The organism is Nitrospirillum bahiense, from assembly GCF_007828025.1.
GTDB lineage: Bacteria > Pseudomonadota > Alphaproteobacteria > Azospirillales > Azospirillaceae > Nitrospirillum > Nitrospirillum amazonense.
This window is the reverse complement of record NZ_VITO01000031.1, coordinates 24,452-43,569: the sequence shown is the minus strand read 5'-3', so window position 1 is coordinate 43,569 and position 19,118 is coordinate 24,452. Positions and strand designations below refer to the sequence as shown.

Here is a 19,118-nt window from a genome sequence, read left to right as displayed (position 1 = left end):
CCCCGAAGACTCCGAGAGAGCCATGACCATCGTGACCGAGACCGCCGCCGATACGCCGCTGGCCCGCCAACTGGGCGGGGGGGAGCCGCTGGTGACAGTGCCGCGGGACCTGCGCGTCAGCTTCGAATTCTTCCCACCCAAGACGGAAAAGATGGAACAGACGCTGTGGCAGGCCATCCGTCGCCTGGCACCGCTGTCGCCGGCCTTCGTCTCGGTCACTTATGGTGCCGGCGGCTCCACGCGTGAACGCACGCATGCCACCGTCACCGCCATCCAGCAGCAGACGGGCATTCCGGCCGCCGCCCATTTGACCTGCGTCGCGGCCACCAAGGAAGAGATCGACACCATCGCGCGCGCCTATTGGGATGCCGGCATCCGCCATATCGTGGCGCTGCGTGGTGACCCGCCCCAGGCGGCGGACGGCAGCGGCGGCCTGGGCGGCAGCGGCTACCAGCCCCATCCCGGCGGCTACGCCTACGCCACCGACCTGGTGGCCGGGCTGAAGCGGGTGGCGGACTTCGAAATCTCGGTGGCCTGCTTCCCCGAAACCCATCCCGAGGCCGCGAGCGCCGCCGCCGACATCGACAATCTGCGGCGCAAGGTGGACGCCGGTGCCACCCGCGCCATCAGCCAGTTCTTCTTCGATACCGACAAGTTCCTACGCTTCCGTGACACGGTCGCGGCGGCCGGCATCGACATCCCCATCGTGCCGGGCATCCTGCCCATCACCAACTTCGGCCGCGCGGTGGAGCTGGGTGCCAAATGCAACTGCGTCGTGCCCGCCTGGATGGATGAGCTGTTCGGCGGCCTGGACGCGGAACCGGAGACCCGCCAGCTGGTGGCCGCCACCGTGGCCGTGCAGCAATGCCTGCGGCTGGAGCGGGAAGGGGTGCGGGATTTCCATTTCTACACCCTCAACCGCGCCGACCTGACGGTTGCCATCTGCCATATGCTGGGGGTGAGGGCGCCCAAAGCCGTCTGAGCGTGCCCGAAATCGCGAACCCGCAGTCGCGGTCCCAAAATCCGGATGATGCCACCGCGCCGCCACGGGCTCGCCATTCTCGTGGCTTTAGGTTAAATCCGCCGGTAGGCATTCTTGCAAACGATGATTGCAAGGAATTGGGCCGGTACTGACTTGATCCGGCGGGCACGCCCGCTGGTCCGGACGACAGGGTGGACCGTCATGACACGATTGATGCACCGAGTGATGGGGGCGGCCGTGCTGGCCGGCACCCTGATGACCGCTGGCGGTGCGCTGGCGGGGGAAATCACCCTGTACTCCGAAGCCTTCTTCCGGGGCGAGGCGCTAACCATCCGCGATGGCGTGGAAAACCTGGCCGACATGGGGCGCTGGAACGACCGCGCCAAATCCATGATCGTGCGCTCGGGCGAGTGGGAGGTGTGCAAGGACTCCGGCTTCCGCAACTGCAAGCGGGTGGGGCGCGGCACCCGGATCGGCGATTTGGGCGAAATCGGCCTGTACAACGCCGTCTCCTCCGCCCGGCAGATCGATGGCCGCTACTACCAGCCGGAACCGCCTCCGCCGCCCGTCTACGACCCGCCGCCCCCGCCCTCATACGGCCCACCGCCCGGTTATGGCGGCGGCATCACCTGGAACAATGCTCCCTCGGGCCCGCCGGCCTATGACCAGCCACCGCCCCCACCGCCCAGTTATGGTGGTGGCGTCACCTGGAATGACGACCGGCGGGACGGCCCCCCGCCCATGGGCGACTGCCGCCGCCGCATCTATGACGCCTTCGTCCAGCGCTTCGGCCCGCCGGGCGACGTCAATTTCCGGGGTGAGGAGTGGGAAGGCCGCATCTTCTGGAATGGGGATCGCTGGCACTATCGCTGCACGCCGGAGCAGATCAACATCTGGCAGTGATGATGGGGGATGGGAATGGCAGGTGTCACCGCGCGGCTGCTGATTTCCGCAGGCCTGATGTTGGGTGCCACCCTGCCCGGGACCGCATGGGCATACGACGCCATGGTCATCCTGTATTCGGGACAGGACCGGGGCGGAAGTACCCTCGATATTGAAGAGGATACCGAGAACTTGGCCGGCGACGGTTGGAACGACCGGGCGCGGTCCCTGACGGTCACGGGCGGAACGTGGGAGGTGTGCCGCCACGCCGGCTATCGTGACTGTGAGACGGTCAGGGCTTGGGACGTGGTCAACGACCTGTCCCGCATCGGCCTGGACCAGGCCATTTCCTCCGTACGCCGGATTGACCGGCCGGCGCCGGAACCGGCGGCGACCACCGGCACCGGTTCACCCATTGTGTGGAACACCAGACGGCCGACGACCCTATGGTCCCTCACCAGCGCGGGCGACTGCCGACCCGATATCCGTGCGGCCTTCGCCCAACGCTTCGGCTCCTCCGGTCAGGGCGAGTTCGACGGCGGCCCAAGCGAGGGGCGCCTCACCTGGGACGGCAAGGTGTGGGGCTATAACTGCGCCTACCGCCAAACCGACATTTGGCCGGAGGGTTAGCCGGACAAGGGGCGCAGCCTCACGCCGCCGCCGCGTCCCCGGCGGCGGTGGGCTCATAGTTCAGGTTGGGGGCCAGCCAGCGTTCCATGGTGGCCATGTCCATGCCCTTGCGCGCGGCGTAGTCCGCCACCTGGTCGCGCTCCACCTTGCCCAGGCCGAAATACTTCGCGTCCGGATGGGCGAAGTACAGGCCGCTGACGGCGGCGGTGGGGGTCATGGCGTAGCTCTCGGTCAGCGTGACGCCGGCGTTCTTCTCCGCGTCCAGCAGCTGCCACAGGATGCCCTTCTCCGTATGGTCGGGGCAGGCGGGGTAGCCCGGGGCCGGGCGGATGCCCCGGTACTTCTCCGCGATCAGGTCCTCATTGCTCAACGCCTCGCCGGTGGCGTAGCCCCACAGCTCGGTGCGCACGCGCTCATGCATGCGTTCCGACAGGGCTTCGGCCAGGCGGTCGCCCAGGGCCTTCAGCAGGATGGCGCTGTAGTCGTCGTGCGCCGCCTCGAAGGCCTTGGCGCGCTCCTCCAGCCCGATGCCGGCGGTGACGGCGAAGCCGCCCACCCAGTCGGCCACACCCGTCTCCTTGGGCGCCACGAAGTCGGCCAGGGCCAGGTGCGGGCGATCACGGCCGGCCTCGCGCGCCATCTGCTGGCGCAGGGTGTGCAGCGTGGCCGTCACCGTCGTGCGGCCGGCGTCGGCATAGACCTCGATGTCGTCGCCCACGGTGTTGGCGGGCCACAGGCCGACCACGGCGCGGGCCGTCAGCCACTTCTCGCCGACGATCCGTTGCAGCATGGCCTGGGCGTCGGCATAGAGGTTGCGCGCCGCCTCGCCCACCACGGCGTCCTCAAGGATGGCGGGGAAGGTGCCGGCCAGTTCCCAGGCCTGGAAGAAGGGGCGCCAGTCGATGCGCGACACCAGTTCCGCCAGGTCGTAATCCTCGAACACCGTCAGGCCGGGCTTCAGTGGCTGCGGCGCCTCGTACGCGGCCCAGTCCAGCTTGGCGCGGTTGGCGCGGGCGTCGGCGATGGGCAGCCGAGCGCGGCCGGCCTGAGCGCGGGCGTGGGCCTCGCGCATGCGGGCGTAGTCGCCCTTCACACCCTGGGTGTAGTCGCCCCTGGCCGCCAGGCTGATCAGGTTGCCGGCCACGCCCACCGCGCGGCTGGCATCGATGACATGGACGACGGGGCCCTGGTAGGCCGGGTCGATCTTCACCGCCGTGTGCACCTTGCTGGTGGTGGCGCCACCGATCAGCAGCGGCAGGTCGAAGCCCTCGCGCTGCATCTCCTTGGCCACGAACACCATCTCGTCCAGCGACGGGGTGATCAGGCCGGACAGGCCGATGATGTCGGCCTTCTCCTGCTTGGCCGTCTCCAGGATCTTGGCGCAGGGCACCATGACGCCCAGGTCCACCACCTCGTAATTGTTACATTGCAGGACGACGCCGACGATGTTCTTGCCGATGTCGTGCACATCGCCCTTCACCGTGGCCAGTAGCACCTTGCCGTTACTGCGGCTGGCGGCCCCGTCCTTCTCCGCCTCGATGTAGGGCAGCAGGTAGGCCACGGCCTTTTTCATGACGCGGGCCGACTTCACCACCTGGGGCAGGAACATCTTGCCGGCGCCGAACAGGTCACCCACCACGTTCATGCCGTCCATCAGCGGGCCTTCGATGACCGACAGGGGGCGATCGGCGGCCTGGCGCGCCTCCTCCACATCCTCGTCGATCCAGTCGGTCAGGCCGTGCACCAGGGCGTGGGTCAGGCGCTGGTTCACCGGCGCCTGGCGCCAGCTGAGGTCCGCTTCTTTCCTGGCGCCGCCGCCCTTGTACTTCTCCGCCACTTCCAGCAGGCGGTCGGTGGCGTCCTCGCGGCGGTTGAGGATGACATCCTCCACCCGCTCGCGCAGCTCGGCCGGGATGTCCTCGTACACCGGCAGTTCACCGGCGTTGACGATGCCCATGTCCATGCCGGCGGCGATGGCGTGGTACAGGAACACGGCATGCATCGCCTGGCGCACCGTTTCATTGCCGCGGAAGCTGAAGGAGACGTTGGACAGGCCGCCGGAGACGTGGGCGCCCGGCAGCTCCGCCCGGATGCGGCGCGTGGCGTTGATGAAGTCGACGGCGTAGTTGTTGTGTTCCTCGATGCCCGTGGCGACGGCGAAGATGTTGGGGTCGAAGATGATGTCTTCCGGCGGGAAGCCCACCTTGTTGACCAGCACGTCATAGCTGCGGCGGCAGATCTCCACCTTGCGGGCTTCCGTGTCGGCCTGGCCCTTCTCGTCGAAGGCCATGACCACCACGGCGGCGCCATAGCGGCGCACCTTCCTGGCCTGGGCGATGAAGGCGTCCTCGCCTTCCTTCAGGCTGATGGAATTGACGATGGCCTTGCCCTGGACGTTCTTCAGTCCCGCCTCGATCACGCTCCACTTGGAACTGTCGATCATGACCGGCACGCGGGCGATGTCCGGTTCCGAGGCGATCAGGCGCAGGAAGCGGACCATGGCGGCCTCGCTGTCCAGCATGGCCTCGTCCATGTTCACGTCGATGATCTGGGCGCCGCCCTCCACCTGCTGGCGGGCGACGGCCAGGGCCGCCTCATAATCGCCGTTCAGGATCAGCTTCTTGAACCTGGCCGATCCGGTGACGTTGGTGCGCTCACCCACATTGATGAAGATGGCGGTGCGGGGCTGGGTCATGGCGGCTGATTCCGGAAGCGAAACGAGGGGCGGGACGCCTGGGTCTGGAGGGGATGGTTTAAAAGGCCGGCATCTCGAACGGCTCCAGCCCGGCCAGGCGCATGCGCGCCGGTCGGTCGGCCGGCGGGCGCGGGGTGATGCCCTTCACCGCCTCGGCGATGGCGCGGATATGGACGGGGGAGGTGCCACAGCAGCCGCCGACGATGTTCACCAGCCCGTCGCCGGCCCAATGGCGCAGCGCGTCGGCCATCTGCTCCGGCGTCTCGTCATAGCCGCCGAACTCGTTGGGCAGGCCGGCATTCGGATGGGCGCTGACGTAAGTGTCGGCGACGCGGCTCAGTTCCTGGACGTAGGGGCGCATCAGGTCGGCACCCAGCGCGCAGTTCAGGCCGATGCTCAGCGGCTTCACATGGCGCAGGCTGTTCCAGAAGGCCTCCGTCGTCTGGCCGGACAGGGTGCGGCCGGAGCGGTCGGTGATGGTGCCGGAGATCATGACCGGCAGTTCCAGCCCCTTTTCCTCCAGCACCTCGTCGACGGCGAACAGGGCGGCCTTGGCGTTCAGGGTGTCGAAGATGGTCTCGACCAGCAGCATGTCGACGCCGCCGTCGATCAGGCCCTCCACCTGGGTGCGATAGGCGGTGCGCAGCTCATCGAAATCTACGTTGCGGAAGCCGGGGTCGGTCACCACCGGGCTGATGGACGCGGTGCGGTTGGTCGGACCGATGGCGCCGGCGACGTAGCGCGGGCGCGACGTATCGGCATCCTCCAGCGCGTCACCGGCGGCGCGGGCCAGGGCGGCGCCGGCCTTGTTGAACTCATAGGCCAGGTCTTCCATGCCGTAGTCGGCCAGGCTGATGCTGGTGGAGTTGAAGGTATTGGTCTCGACGATGTCGGCACCGGCGTCGAAATACTGCTGGTGGATTTCCCGCACGATCTGCGGCTGCGTCAGGTTCAGCAGGTCGTTGTTGCCGCGCACGTCGCGGTGCCAGTCCTTGAACCGCTCCCCGCGATAGCCGGCCTCATCCAGCTTGTAACCTTGGATCATGGTGCCCATGGCGCCATCCAGCACCAGGATGCGCTGTTTCAGCAGCTCCGGCAGGCGGGCCAGGCGTTCGGAACGGGTCAGGGCCATGATCACGCACTCCACCGGCGGGGCCCCCAGGGCATGGAAGCGGCCGGTTGTCAGGTAACAATGTTCGCCACCCTAGTCATGTGGGGATACAGATGCAAACATAAAGATGTCTTTATGTGATGCATGTGTCGCAGGCGCCATGCGCTTTTGTGGTGGCGCGCATTGACGGCGATGGCGGTGCGTGCCTAGAAGCGGCTAGGACTGAATTCGTAGGGGACAGAGGGTGCCGCAGACGGCGGAGCAAGAGGGGCGCGGGCGCCGGGCGGTGGCCGTGATCGGTGCCGGTCCCGCCGGCCTGATGGCGGCCGAGGCGTTGGCCGGCAGGGGCATCACCGTTACCGTCTATGACGCCATGCCATCACCGGCGCGCAAGTTCCTCATGGCGGGGCGCGGCGGCCTCAACATCACCCATTCCGAACCGCTGGACCGCTTTCTCACCCGCTATGGCGCGGCAGCGCCGGTGGTGGCGCCGTGGATCAGGCGCTTCACGCCGGACGACCTGCGCGCCTGGGTGCACGGCCTGGGTATCGAAACTTTCGTGGGCAGCAGCGGCCGCGTCTTCCCCGTAGGCCTCAAGGCCTCCCCCCTGCTGCGCGCCTGGCTGCGCCGGCTGGATGGGCTGGGCGTGACGCTGAAGGCCCGTCACCGCTGGACCGGATGGACCGACGACGGCGCGCTGGCCTTCGACACGCCGGAGGGGCCGCTGGTGGTGGCGGCGGACGCCACCCTGCTGGCCCTGGGGGGCGCCAGTTGGCCGCGCCTGGGCTCCGACGGCGGCTGGGCGCCCTTGTTGGCGGCGAAGGGCATCGACCTCGCCCCTTTCCGCGCCGCCAACGCCGGTTTCGACGTCGCTTGGTCCCCCGCCTTCATCGAGCGGGCGGAGGGCCAGCCCCTGAAGCGCATCGCCCTGTCCTTCGCCGGCCAGACCAGCCGGGGGGAGGCGGTGGTGACCCGCACCGGCCTGGAAGGCGGCGCCCTCTACGCCCTGGGCGCGCCGCTGCGGGAGGTGATCGCTCGCGACGGCCAGGCGGTGCTGCGCATCGACCTCAAGCCCGATCTGGACCTGGCCGCCATTACGGCGCGTTTGGCCAAGGCGCCGCCGTCGGAAAGCCTGAAGAACCGCCTGCGCAAAGCCCTGGGGCTGGAGGGCGTCGTCCCCGCCCTGCTGCGTGAGGGCGTCCCGCCCGCCGATCTCGCCACCCCGGCCGCGCTGGCCCAGCGCCTCAAGGCCCTGCCCATCACCCTGACCGCCATCCGCCCCATGGACCGCGCCATCTCCACCGCCGGCGGCATCACACTGACCGAACTGGACGATCACCTGATGCTGCGCCGCCTGCCGGGTGTCTTCGCCGTGGGGGAAATGCTGGACTGGGAAGCGCCCACCGGCGGCTATCTGCTGCAGGCCTGCTTCAGCGGGGCGCTGGCGGCGGCGGAGGGGATGGCAGTGTCGTGGCCTTCTAGTGTGCAAACAGAGAACGCATATTAAGAAATACGGGGATAATTTTCGAGAATCTAGTTCTCCCGCTGAAATTTTTTCTTTTGGAGAGGATGTTCGACATCAAGCTCAACACGTTCTTGCGTCGCCCTCATGCGCGCGTATCCGCGCATCATCTTTTCACGGAATTCATACCAACCTGAGCGGGTTCCTATTAATATGGAGTCTCTTGCCTCAGTTTTCATTTGGTTCATTCTTGAGTAGAATGTATTCTTCGCTAAAGGTTCTTTGCCCCTGGTTCGCATTATTCTCTCATATGAGCTTATAATTTCTTTCGTTGGGCGTTGTAGCTGATGATCATCAGCTACTGCCCATAAAATTTCTTCGCAATCATTGCTATAAGTTTGGGTTGCTTTTTCATAGGGCTTCTTCAGGTAAGGTTCAATTACCGAGACCGCGTTATTGATAGCCCTTTCGAAATGATCAGCTCTAACTTTCAAATCAGGACTGTCCTCATAAATTATCCAGAATAGCTTTTCGCAAATGAGGTGGATGAAATGCGGAAAACCGTCGCTAACCCGGGCTATGCGTAGCGCGGTTGTTTTATCGATAAAAATATTCAAGGCTTCCGACGCGGATTTTATAATTTCCAAGCGGGGATCAAAATCCAGACGCTCAAGTTTTACAGTGTGAAATTGTCGATAAGCTGACTCGTGAGTGGCAAAAAAAGTATCTATGGCTTCACCGATTCCGCAGAATATGAACTTTACATTTATACTAGAGTCGCCTAATTCTTTGATATACGAAGCAAATTTTGCCGCTTCAGACTTGTTTTTTAACATATCGAATTCATCAATTATAATAACCGGGTGCGCAGAGTGGAATGACATTAGAAATTTTGTAATTAAAACAGCTTCATTAATTGATTTGGGTTCGGGTGGGATCCCAGCTTCTATGGATTGGCGCATTTCTGCCGAAAATGTGCCTACCTTAAGTCCCACAGCAGCATCTAGTTTTTGTTTTAGTATTCTAGGATCTGCCGGAAAGGCCCGGCAGAAAATATCATGAACGACTTTTGTGAACGTTCCATTCTCTTCACAGATAACGCGTATCGGATGTTGGTCAGAAGACTGTTGTTGATGTGCGGCCGTCTGTGCCAGTGAGGTTTTCCCAACTCCCCGGTACCCATAAATAAAAATTTGGCGGCCAATTTGATGCCACGCGCGCCGTATTTCGGAAAGTTGCGCATCGCGGCCTTTAAGAAGCTCGACTGAATCAATGGCATGCGAGGGTGACAAGACAGTCGCCATTTTCTTGGCAAACTCATCCTCCGGCAACCGATGCTCATTCATAAAGCAAGCCCCGCAACTCAATGGACGGACGCCCGATATGCTGCCCTGGCTCAGGGTATTTTTCTACCAGAGATTACGCTTAGGCATTCTTGGCTGATTCCTTAGGCGCCGCTACCCAAATCTCACCGCACCGGCACTGGTATGGCCGCCGTCGACTTCACCTCCTCCATCACCATATAGGTGTGGGTCTGGGCCACGCCCGGGATGCTGGACAGCTTGTCGCCGAGGAAGGCGCGGTAGGCCGCCATGTCGGCCACGCGCACCTTGATCAGGTAGTCGAAGCCGCCGGCCACCATGTGGCATTCCTGGATCTCATCCATGGGGGCGATGGCGTCGGCGAAGATTTTGAAGACGTCGGGGCTGGTGCGGTCCAGCCGCACCTCGATGAAGGCCATCAGGCTGCGGCCCAGCCGTTCCGGGTCCAGCCGCGCCGCGTAGCCCTGGATGTAGCCGTCGCGTTCCAGGCGCCGCACCCGCTCCAGACAGGGGGTGGGGGACAGGTTCACGCGGCGGGACAGTTCCACATTCGACAGGCGCCCATCCTCCTGCAGGATGCGCAGGATGTTCAGGTCGATGCGGTCCAACTGGTCGGCGGTTTGGCGGGTCATATTTTCATCGTCCGAAGGGCGTCTTCGCCGGATGATATACTGAAAAATGCCCTAAATTGGCGGGAAATATGCCGGTGATCTCGCCATAATCCGCGACATTAATCGCCCACCCCAGCCCCAGGCAGTGTCATGTACCAGGCGACCGCCCCGTCCAGCTCTTCCTCCCCGGCCACGCCCGACCTTGACGGCCCCCGCGCGGCCCTGCGCCGGGCCAAGCATCTGAACGAGGAGACGGCGGTGCGCGCCCTGCTGGCGGCGCACGGCCTGATGGCGGAAGAGCGCCGGGCCATCGACGCCCAGGCGGTGGACGTGGTGAACGCCGCCCGCGCCCGCCGGTCGGAGCTGGGTCCCCTGGACGCCTTCATGCAGGAATTCGGCCTGTCCAACCAGGAGGGCATCGCCCTCATGTGCATCGCCGAATGCCTGCTGCGCATCGCCGACCCGGCCACGGCCGACCGGCTGATCGCCGAGAAGATCATGAAGGGCCAGTGGGACCAGCACCTGGGCCAGTCCGACAGCGCTTTCGTCAACGCCGCCGCCTGGGGCCTGATGCTGACCGGCCGGGTGGTGGAGGTCGATACCAAGAAGCAGGGTGACGCCCCCGGCCTGCTGCGCCGCTTGGTCCAGCGCTCGGGCGAGCCGGTCATCCGCGCCGCCATGATGAAGGCCATGCGGGTGATGGGCGAACACTTCGTCATGGGCCGCACCATCGCCGAGGCGGTGGCCGAGGCGAAGAAGGCCAAACCCGAGGGCACCGTCCATTCCTATGACATGCTGGGCGAGGGGGCGCGCACCTGGGAACAGGCCGACCGCTACCAGGCGTCATACCTCAACGCCATCGACACGGTGGGCAAGGCGGCGGCGGGCCGTGGCCCTTACGCCGCCCCCGGCGTTTCCATCAAATTGTCGGCCCTGCACCCGCGCTATGTCTTCGCCAAGCGCGCCGACGTCATGGCCCAGCTGCTGCCGCGCGTGAAGGACCTGTGCCTGGCGGCCAAGCGCTGGGACATCAACCTGACCATCGACGCCGAAGAGGCCGACCGCCTGGACATCTCGCTGGATCTGCTGGAGGCCCTGGCGCGCGATGGCGACCTGGCTGGCTGGAACGGCCTGGGCCTGGCCATCCAGGCCTATCAGAAGCGCACCGCCCATTTGGTGGACTGGCTGGCGGCGCTGGCCCGTTCCGCCGGGCGCCGGCTGATGGTGCGCCTGGTGAAGGGCGCCTATTGGGATACGGAGATCAAGTTCTCCCAGACCCAGGGCCACGCCGACTATCCCGTCTACACCAAGAAGGCGGCCACCGACCTCAGCTACTTGGTATGCGCGCGGCGGATGCTGGCGGCCAAGGACGCCATCTACCCGCAGTTCGCCACCCATAACGCCTACACCATCGCCGCCATCCTGCACTTGGCGGGCGACAACCGCGACCTGGAGTTTCAGCGCCTGCACGGCATGGGCGACCTGCTGTACGCCGCCGCCCGCGACCGTCTGAAGAACGTGCCGCGCGTGCGCATCTACGCGCCCGTCGGCACGCATGAGGACCTGCTGCCCTATCTCGTCCGCCGTCTCCTGGAGAACGGCGCCAACAGCAACTTCGTCAACGCCTACATGGACCCGGCCATTCCGGTGGGCCAGGTGGTTGCCGATCCGATCGCCCTTTTGGAGGCTTTGCCCGTGCTGCGCCATGCCGGTATCCCCACCCCCGACAAGCTCTATGGTGACGACCGCGCCAACTCCCGCGGTGTCGACCTGACGGACGAGGCCACGGTGCGGTCCTTGCGCGCCGGCATCGACGCCGCCTTGGCCCAGTCCTGGGCGGCCGGCCCCATCGTCGGCGGCCAGGATCTGGCCGGCCAGAAGGCCCGTCCGGTGCTGGACCCATCCGACCGCACCCGCACCGTGGGCACCACCGCCGATGCCACGGCAGAGCATATCGACCGCGCCCTGGCGCTGTCCGCCCAGGCCCAGCCCGGCTGGGACGCGCTGGGTGGCGAGGGGCGCGCCCGCATCCTGGACGCCATGGGCGACGCGCTGGAGGCCGATACCCCGGCCCTGCTGGGCATCCTGATCCGCGAGGCGGGCAAGACCTGGGGCGACGCCGTCGCCGAGGTGCGCGAGGCGGTGGACTTCTGCCGCTATTACGCCGATCTGGCCCGCAAGCAGTTCGGCGCGCCCACCCGCCTGCCGGGCCCGACGGGGGAAAGCAACGAGCTGTCGCTGCACGGCCGCGGCACCTTCGTCTGCATCAGCCCGTGGAACTTCCCGCTGGCCATCTTCACCGGCCAGGTGGCGGCCGCCCTGGCCGCCGGCAACGCCGTGGTGGCCAAGCCGGCGGAACAAACCACCCTGGTGGGCGCCCGCGCCGTGCGCCTGTTCCACAAGGCCGGCGTGCCGGGCGACATCCTGCACCTGCTGCCGGGCGATGGCGAGACGGTGGGCGCGGCCCTGGTGGCCGACGCCCGCATCGGCGGCGTGGCCTTCACCGGCTCCACCGAGACCGCGCGCCTGATCAACCGGGCGCTGGCCGCCCGCGACGGCGCCATCGTTCCCCTGATCGCCGAGACCGGCGGCCAGAACGCCATGATCGTGGACAGCACCGCCCTGCTGGAGCAGGTGGTGGACGACTGCATCACCTCCGCCTTCCAGTCGGCGGGCCAGCGCTGCTCCGCCATGCGCGTGCTGTTCGTTCAGGACGACGTGGCCGACCAGATGGCGCACCTGCTGAAGGGCGCCATGCAGCTGGTCACCCTGGGCGACCCGATGGACCTGGCCACCGACGTTGGCCCCATCATCGATGAGGATGCGAGAGAGATCCTGGTGGCCCATGCCGCGCGCATGGACCGCGAGGCCAAGCTGATCCATGCGTGCGATCCGGGCGCGGCCCTGGCCAACGGCACGTTCTTCGGGCCCCGCCTTTATGAGATCGACAGCCTGAAGCGGCTGCCGCGCGAAGTGTTCGGCCCCATCCTGCATCTCGTGCGGTGGAAGGCCGACAGCCTGGACCAGGTGCTGACCGACATCGACGCCACCGGCTATGGCCTGACCCTGGGCGTGCACAGCCGCCTGGAAGGCCGGGCGCAGGAGATCTTCCAGCGCCTGAACTGCGGCAACACCTACATCAACCGCAACATGGTGGGCGCCGTCGTCGGCGTGCAACCCTTCGGCGGCCACGGTCTGTCCGGCACGGGCCCCAAGGCCGGCGGCCCGCACTATCTGCTGCGCTTCGCCACGGAAAAGACGCTGACCGTGAACATCACCGCCTTCGGTGGCAACGCCGACCTGCTGGGCCTGGGCGGCTGACCAGTCACGGCGTCGGATAGTCAAGACTCGGGCCAAGACTCGGGTCCTGATTACCCTTGGATGATGGGGTTAGGGCGGGGCGGGCACTTGTGGCGACTGGCCATGAGTGTCCGCCTCGCTCTTTTGGGGGAGGCTTTTCCGATTCCGCCCTGGCCTTTTTCCCTATAGGAACGCCGCACAGCCTTGGTTCGCCAGGGACTTGCGTTGGCGGCCCGTGAGGGACATTCTGTCGCCAACGTCCGGCGGTGCATTTGGGGCAATGGCCGGCAGGGGGGTTGGAAGAGTCATGACGGAGAGTGTGGAAGCGCCGCTGGTCCTGATCGTTGAGGACGAGCCGGCGACCAGGGCCTTGCTGGCGGGATACTTTCATCAGGCCGGTTTCATGATCGCCGAGGCGGCCAATGGCAAGCAGACGCGGGAAGCCATCATCCGGCAACCCCCGGATCTGGTGCTGCTGGACATCGAGCTGCCGGACGAGGATGGTTTTTCCATCGCCCGCGACATACGCGAGATTTCCAACGTCGGCATCATCATCGTCACCCGGCGCGCCAATGAGGACGACCGTGTCTTCGGTTTGGAAACCGGTGGCGATGACTATGTGACCAAGCCACCCAACCCGCGTGAGCTGCTGGCCCGGGCGCGCAACCTGCTGCGCCGGACCCATCCCAGCAAGATGCGCCGGGCCGAGGGCACCGTGCGCCGTTTCGGCGGCTGGACCATCGACCTGGCCCGTCGCCGCCTGATCGACACCCAGGGTGTCGAGGTGCGGGTGACGCGGGGTGAGTTCGAGCTGCTGGCCCTGCTGGTCCGTTCTGGCGGCCGGGTGGTGACGCGCGACCAGTTGATCGACGCCGTCAGCGGCACCGACCGCAATCCCAGCGACCGCACCATCGACGTGCTGGTCAGCCGCCTGCGCCGCAAGATGAACGACGGCGGCGCCCAGCCGCGCCTGATCCTGACGGAAAAGGGCCTGGGCTACCGCCTGGGCGCCGACGTCACTGGCCCGGCGTAAACTCCGCGGCAGCGTCTGAAACGCCACGGGCCCGATCCGGCTGGATCGGGCCCGTTTGGTCTGAGCCGGATGGGCGTCAGTCCTTCAGACTGGCACGAAATTCGTCCAGCACGGTCAGGTCGCCGCCCACCCGGGCCAACAGGCGGGTGGCCTCGCGGATGCCTTCGTCGTTATGGCCCTGGCGCAGCGCATGCTCCGCCTTGCGGGCCTGGGCCGACAGGGCGGCCAGCCCCACGGTCTGCGCGCCGCCACCCAGGCGGTGGATCAGCTTCTGCAGCAGGGGCAGGTCCTGCGCCTCCAGGGCCCCGCGCACCGCCGCCACGCTGGCCGGGGCGTCGTCCAGATATTTCTCCGCGATCTGACGCACCAGCTCCGCGCCCAAGTCGTTGATGTGGGCGGTCAGCACGCCCCGGTCCAGGGTGGGCGTGTCTTCAAGTGGCCAGCTCTCGGCCTCGGGGTGCGCAGTCATCGGCGTTTTCCGTTTGTTGTCTTGGTTCGTTGTCTTGTCTGGCTTCCGACCGGGGAACGTTAGGGTCCCCGATGCCTTTATTTTCACACAATGGCGGATGATTTTGGGGCGGTTGTCGCCGGGCGCCTCCAAAGTCGCCGTCAGAGATACCTACTTGGTTTGGACGCAATGCAGCATGCACGGGGGCCGGCGGCTAAAATGCGCATGGCAAAGTGGCGTGAATTGTAACACGCTGATCCGAAGTTTCCCCCGCCGTGACGTGACCTGGAAGAGGATAGTTTCACGATGTTCGACGCCCGCCGGCCCTTGTTCGCCTCTGCCATCGCGGCGGTGATGCTGACCACGGCGGGCGCCGGCCTGGCGCTGGCCGCCCCGGCTGACACCAATGGTGGCGAGCCCAACAGCGCCACCATCCAGTGGGCCCAGAACATCCTGAAGGAGAAGGAACTGTATGAGGGCCGCGCCTCCTCGCGCATGGACCCGCCCACCATCGCGGCACTGCGGCAATACCAGAAGGCCGAGGGGCTGAAGGTTACCGGCAAGCTGGACCAGGACACCATCGCCCGCATGATGGAAGGCCGCCCGGTGGACAAGACGGTCGGCAACCTCGCCGACCCCGCCAGCCGCGCCAGGGCCTCGCAGCCGCGCCTGAAGGAAGAGGACGTGCAGCCCAAGGCCGCCCGCTCCGCCGTGGGGGTGGAGAAAGGCGGTCAGGCCCAGGAAAGCACCGTGCTGAGCGTGTCGCGCAACCCGGGCCCCGCGGCATCGTCGGGGACGCCGGCCGATCTGCCCCCGCCCTCCGTCACCCAGCGCCCTGGCGGGACGTCGAATGCCCAGCCGGTTCCGGGTCAGGACGCGACCAGCACCACCGGCGCCGGCCGCATCGCGGTGGAGACTCAGTCCACCGGCGACACGCCGGAGCAGGCGCCGACCGAGATCACCGCGCCGGACTGGGCGCGCAACGCCCTGCTGGGCTTCGTCGGCGCCCTGCTGGCCCTGATGGCCGGCATCTGGTGGTGGAGCGGCCGCCGCCCCAGCCGCAAGACGCCCAAGCGCGGCCGGCCGGGCGATGTCCGGCGTGAGCCGTCGCTGGGTGGGGAGGATACCCGCCTGCCCGACGGCCGCGTCATGCCCCGCCTGGGCGAGACCGCCGCCCGCCCCAGCCGTCCGCCGGGTCTGCGCGTCGGCCGCTGAGCCGGCAATTTCCAGCCCACCGCGACCCGATTCCGGGGAATTCCAGTCGCGACACCGGCGGCGCGACAGGACATTGCACGGCGGACGCCCAAGTGTTCGCCAAAGCTGCGCCGCGCAATAAAACAACGAAATCGACCGGCCCAGATCCCGCCCCTAAGCTTCGTCTTGCAGACAGTTCCGCCCCCGCCGCATGCGAATGGGCCGGATCACCGGCCCGGCGCCATGGTTCCGGGCCCCAGGCAGGAGAGTGCCCCCATGCTGTTCGACGCTCCGGATTTCGACAATCACGAGCTGGTCCTGTTCGGCCGTGACCCGGAGAGTGGCCTTAAGGCCATCATCGCCGTCCACGACACCACCATGGGGCCCGCCTGCGGCGGCTGCCGCATGTGGCCTTACGCGACCGAGGCCGACGCCGTGAAGGACGTCCTGCGCCTGTCGCGCGGCATGAGCTACAAGAACGTCATGGCCGGGCTGCCCCTGGGCGGGGGCAAGTCGGTGCTGATCGGCGACCCCAAGACCGCCAAGTCCGACGCCCTGTTCCGCGCCTTCGGCCGCATGGTGGAAAGCCTGGGCGGCCGTTACATCGCGGCGGAGGACGTGGGCATCACCGTGGCCGACGTGCAGGTCATGGGCCGCGAGACCAAGCATGTGGCCGGCCTGAACCACGGTGCCGCCGCCAGTGGTGACCCGTCGCCCTTCACCGCCTATGGCGTCTATCTGGGCATCAAGGCCGCCGTGAAGCACCGCCTGGGCACCGATAGCCTGAAGGGGGTGCGCGTCGCTGTGCAGGGCCTGGGCAATGTCGGCAGCCACCTGTGCCAGCGCTTGGCCGATGACGGCGCCGTCCTGGTGGTCAGCGACATCTTCGCCGACCAGGTGAAGCGGGTGGTCGACCGCCACGGCGCCACGGCCGTGGATCCCTCCGTCATCCATGCCCAGGACGTCGATGTTTTCGCCCCCTGCGCCCTGGGCGGCGTGCTGAACGAGCAGTCGCTGCCGCAGCTGAAGGCCAAGGTGGTGGCCGGCGGCGCCAACAACCAGCTGTCGGTGGACGCCATCGGCCGGCAACTGCGGACCTTGGGTGTGCTCTACGCCCCCGACTACGTCATCAACGGCGGCGGCATCATCAACGTCGCGGGCGAGGTCGGCGGCACCTACAGCAAGGAAGCCATCTTGGCGAAAGTGGAGGCCATCCACGGCACGCTGGCGGACATCTTCCGCCGCGCCGACGCGGAGGACCGCCCCACCAACGAGGTGGCGGACCAGATGGCGCGCGAACGCCTGGCTGCCGGCCGCGTCCAGGGCATGGCGAAGGTCGCCTGAGGTCCCGAAGACCATGACGGAAAAGGCCGGCGCCCCGGTGGGGCGGCCGGCCTTTTTCGTTGTGAATCAGGATGATTATGATCCTTACGGTGGGGGTGACTTGGGCGTCGGGCCGCCTATATGATGCCGCCTGCCCCAATCAGGGGCAGGGGTATCCAAGGGGACGGGCATGCAGGAGCTGCGCGCAATCAGCTTCACCGAACGGGAGCTGATGACGGCGATCGTGGAATTCACGGGGCGCCTCAATCGCAAGCTGCCCGTGGGCATGGTGAAGGATCCCATCATCGTCGAGGGGCCGCCCATCACCGTGCAGCTTCCCATCGAGGACGATTACGGCAAGATGCATGAGGCGACCTTCGCCGAGATGGAAGTGGCCGCGGCGCTCGTGAACTATTGCATGACGCGCAAGATCCGCATGCCGGCCAAGGCCGAGAAGGTGCTCCAGATCATCTCCGGCGCCGCCACGCTGGTCATCTGGCTGGGCGAGCAGGAGGTGGGCGCTCAGCGCAAGAAGGCCACGCTGCGCAACCGCTGACATGGGCATGAAGGCGGAATTGTCACAGTTCGTCACGCGTTCAGGTCATGGCTGGGTCGCGGGGCTGTTGACTCACGCATACAATTCCGGCACTCCAGAGCCCATCCTGTCGGGGAGAGGGCGCGCACATCAGGGTCCAATTCCCGGTCAGTTTGAATTTAACCGGTAAACCAGGACCTTTCACCATGACCGACGCCGCCGCCGCCAATTCCGAAGCCGGCCAGATGCCTCCGTTCTACCGGGAGCCCGTTCCCGTCGACATCAGCCGTCACGGGGACTGGAAGCTGAAGCAGCAGCGGACGTTCTCCTACGCCGCCAACGCCAACGCCATTCCGATCGTGGGCGAGGAGTTCATCTCCCTCAACGGCCACTACCCCATCGTCTTCACCCTGGGCAACAACCCGGCCGCGGTGGTTCTGACTGGTGTGCGCCCGGACGAGAACCTGTTCGTCGACGGCGAGGGCAACTGGCGCAAGAACACACCAATCCCGGCCTATGTCCGCCGCTACCCCTTCCTGATGATGGAGACGCCGGACCGGGAGCGCCTGGTGCTGTGCCTGGAAGAGGACGCCAACCTGGTGGGCCCGGACGGCGACGTCCCCCTGTTCGAGGGTGATAAGGCCGGCGCCGCCGGCAATGACGCCCTGAACTTCTGCGCCACCTTCAACCAGTCCGCCGTCGCCACCAGCGCGTTCTGCAAGGAGCTGCACGACCGCGGCCTGCTGGTGGAACAGCGCCTGGACCTGACGCTGTCGCACGACAACAGCCGCATGACCCTCACGGGCTTCACCATCATCGATGAGAAGAAGTTCAACGAGCTGCCGGACGACGTGTTCCTGGACTGGCGCAAGCGCGGCTACCTGGGCCTGGTCTATTCCCACTTCATCTCGCTGTCCCGCTGGAGCATCCTGGCGGAACTGGCGTCGGAGCGGGTGCTGGCCACCAAGGCCTGAGGTCGATCGACCCCATGAATGCGAAGGGCGCTGGTGAGGGATCACCAGCGCCCTTCGTCTTTACATGGGTCAACGACTTCACGTGGCCACCGACCTCAGCCGCGCGGCAGCAAGGTCAGGCGCAGGCCATCCAACTCGGGCCTGAAGTCGATCTGGCAGGACAGGCGCGAGCGGCCGGGCTGGTAGGTCGGCTCCTCCTCCAGCAAGGCCTGTTCATCCAGGCTGGGTGGGGGCAGGCGGCTGGCCCAGCCGGCGTCCACCAGGACATGGCAGGTGGCGCAGGCGCAGGAACCGCCGCAGTCGGCGTCCAGCGGCAGGTCGTGATCGCACAGGTTTTCCATCACGGAGGCCTTCACATCCCCCTCGATGACGTGCTCCGCGCCATCGGCATCGATAACGTGGATCGTGGGCATGGGTCGTTTTCCTTGGGCTGCGGCGGCGAAATCGGACCGGCCGCCGGGATGCCGGGGCCTGCTGGGACCCGTCGGCCGGCGAACGATCGGGCTGGTGATAGTGAAATCCGCAGGCGCGCGCGAGGCGAAAATCCGCAAGCCCACCCCGAAAAACCGTCACGGCGACGCCTCAGCCCCCTGTCAAGCGCCCCTGCCTCGGTTAT

At 66.4% G+C, this 19,118-nt stretch carries 16 protein-coding genes; 10 read left to right on the top strand and 6 right to left on the bottom strand.

Annotation, left to right across the window (positions count from 1 at the left end; genetic code table 11):
* Positions 1-22: 22 nt before the first annotated feature.
* The 3 genes from metF to FBZ88_RS28195 all read left to right on the top strand — a co-directional run bounded on the left by metF (position 23) and on the right by FBZ88_RS28195 (position 2,494).
* A complete protein-coding gene (gene metF / locus FBZ88_RS28205) occupies positions 23-982 on the top strand; it encodes a methylenetetrahydrofolate reductase (RefSeq protein WP_145620310.1) in 960 nt (319 codons plus the stop codon).
* Between the two features lie 201 nt (positions 983-1,183).
* Positions 1,184-1,885, top strand: a complete 702-nt coding sequence (locus FBZ88_RS30430; RefSeq protein ID WP_186291252.1) for a beta/gamma crystallin-related protein — start codon at positions 1,184-1,186, stop codon at positions 1,883-1,885.
* Between the two features lie 15 nt (positions 1,886-1,900).
* Complete coding sequence (locus FBZ88_RS28195; protein ID WP_186464640.1) at positions 1,901-2,494, top strand: beta/gamma crystallin-related protein; 594 nt, start codon at positions 1,901-1,903, stop codon at positions 2,492-2,494.
* A 19-nt stretch (positions 2,495-2,513) separates the two neighbouring features.
* On the opposite strand, the gene metH is transcribed toward FBZ88_RS28195, so the two are convergent.
* Both metH and FBZ88_RS28185 read right to left on the bottom strand, forming a co-directional pair.
* Positions 2,514-5,189, bottom strand: a complete 2,676-nt coding sequence (gene metH / locus FBZ88_RS28190) for a methionine synthase (RefSeq protein WP_145620308.1) — start codon at positions 5,187-5,189, stop codon at positions 2,514-2,516.
* A 58-nt stretch (positions 5,190-5,247) separates the two neighbouring features.
* The gene (locus FBZ88_RS28185) at positions 5,248-6,321 is read right to left on the bottom strand and encodes a homocysteine S-methyltransferase family protein (RefSeq protein WP_145620307.1); all 1,074 of its coding nucleotides are present in this window, start codon (positions 6,319-6,321) and stop codon (positions 5,248-5,250) included.
* A gap of 223 nt (positions 6,322-6,544) precedes the next feature.
* Between FBZ88_RS28185 and FBZ88_RS28180 the strand changes: the two genes are divergently transcribed.
* Complete coding sequence (locus FBZ88_RS28180) at positions 6,545-7,807, top strand: BaiN/RdsA family NAD(P)/FAD-dependent oxidoreductase (RefSeq protein WP_281290166.1); 1,263 nt, start codon at positions 6,545-6,547, stop codon at positions 7,805-7,807.
* Positions 7,808-7,833: 26 nt separating this feature from the next.
* Here the strand turns inward: FBZ88_RS28180 and FBZ88_RS28175 are convergent, their stop codons facing one another.
* The gene (locus FBZ88_RS28175) at positions 7,834-9,108 is read right to left on the bottom strand and encodes an AAA family ATPase (protein WP_145620306.1); all 1,275 of its coding nucleotides are present in this window, start codon (positions 9,106-9,108) and stop codon (positions 7,834-7,836) included.
* Positions 9,109-9,230: 122 nt separating this feature from the next.
* The gene (locus tag FBZ88_RS28170; protein WP_040843736.1) at positions 9,231-9,716 is read right to left on the bottom strand and encodes an Lrp/AsnC ligand binding domain-containing protein; all 486 of its coding nucleotides are present in this window, start codon (positions 9,714-9,716) and stop codon (positions 9,231-9,233) included.
* A 129-nt stretch (positions 9,717-9,845) separates the two neighbouring features.
* On the opposite strand from FBZ88_RS28170, the gene putA reads away from it, so the two are divergent.
* Both putA and FBZ88_RS28160 read left to right on the top strand, forming a co-directional pair.
* Entirely contained in the window at positions 9,846-13,016 is a 3,171-nt protein-coding gene (putA, locus tag FBZ88_RS28165) for a bifunctional proline dehydrogenase/L-glutamate gamma-semialdehyde dehydrogenase PutA (protein WP_145620305.1), read from the top strand.
* A 286-nt stretch (positions 13,017-13,302) separates the two neighbouring features.
* Positions 13,303-14,028, top strand: coding sequence for a response regulator transcription factor (locus FBZ88_RS28160; RefSeq protein WP_004273058.1), 726 nt, complete (start codon positions 13,303-13,305; stop codon positions 14,026-14,028).
* Between the two features lie 76 nt (positions 14,029-14,104).
* Here the strand turns inward: FBZ88_RS28160 and FBZ88_RS28155 are convergent, their stop codons facing one another.
* Entirely contained in the window at positions 14,105-14,497 is a 393-nt protein-coding gene (locus FBZ88_RS28155) for an Hpt domain-containing protein (protein ID WP_145620304.1), read from the bottom strand.
* A 285-nt stretch (positions 14,498-14,782) separates the two neighbouring features.
* On the opposite strand from FBZ88_RS28155, the gene FBZ88_RS28150 reads away from it, so the two are divergent.
* The 4 genes from FBZ88_RS28150 to FBZ88_RS28135 all read left to right on the top strand — a co-directional run bounded on the left by FBZ88_RS28150 (position 14,783) and on the right by FBZ88_RS28135 (position 18,502).
* A complete protein-coding gene (locus tag FBZ88_RS28150; RefSeq protein ID WP_145620303.1) occupies positions 14,783-15,691 on the top strand; it encodes a peptidoglycan-binding protein in 909 nt (302 codons plus the stop codon).
* Between the two features lie 255 nt (positions 15,692-15,946).
* On the top strand, positions 15,947-17,014 hold the full coding sequence (locus FBZ88_RS28145; protein ID WP_145620302.1) for a Glu/Leu/Phe/Val family dehydrogenase: 1,068 nt from the start codon (positions 15,947-15,949) through the stop codon (positions 17,012-17,014).
* Positions 17,015-17,183: 169 nt separating this feature from the next.
* Positions 17,184-17,549 carry a hypothetical protein gene (locus FBZ88_RS28140; protein WP_145620301.1) on the top strand — a complete coding sequence of 122 codons (366 nt, stop codon included), beginning with the start codon at positions 17,184-17,186 and terminating at the stop codon, positions 17,547-17,549.
* 185 nt (positions 17,550-17,734) lie between these two features.
* Positions 17,735-18,502, top strand: a complete 768-nt coding sequence (locus FBZ88_RS28135; RefSeq protein ID WP_145620300.1) for a SapC family protein — start codon at positions 17,735-17,737, stop codon at positions 18,500-18,502.
* A 95-nt stretch (positions 18,503-18,597) separates the two neighbouring features.
* Here the strand turns inward: FBZ88_RS28135 and FBZ88_RS28130 are convergent, their stop codons facing one another.
* Positions 18,598-18,915 carry a 2Fe-2S iron-sulfur cluster-binding protein gene (locus FBZ88_RS28130; RefSeq protein ID WP_145620299.1) on the bottom strand — a complete coding sequence of 106 codons (318 nt, stop codon included), beginning with the start codon at positions 18,913-18,915 and terminating at the stop codon, positions 18,598-18,600.
* Between the last annotated feature and the right edge of the window lie 203 nt (positions 18,916-19,118).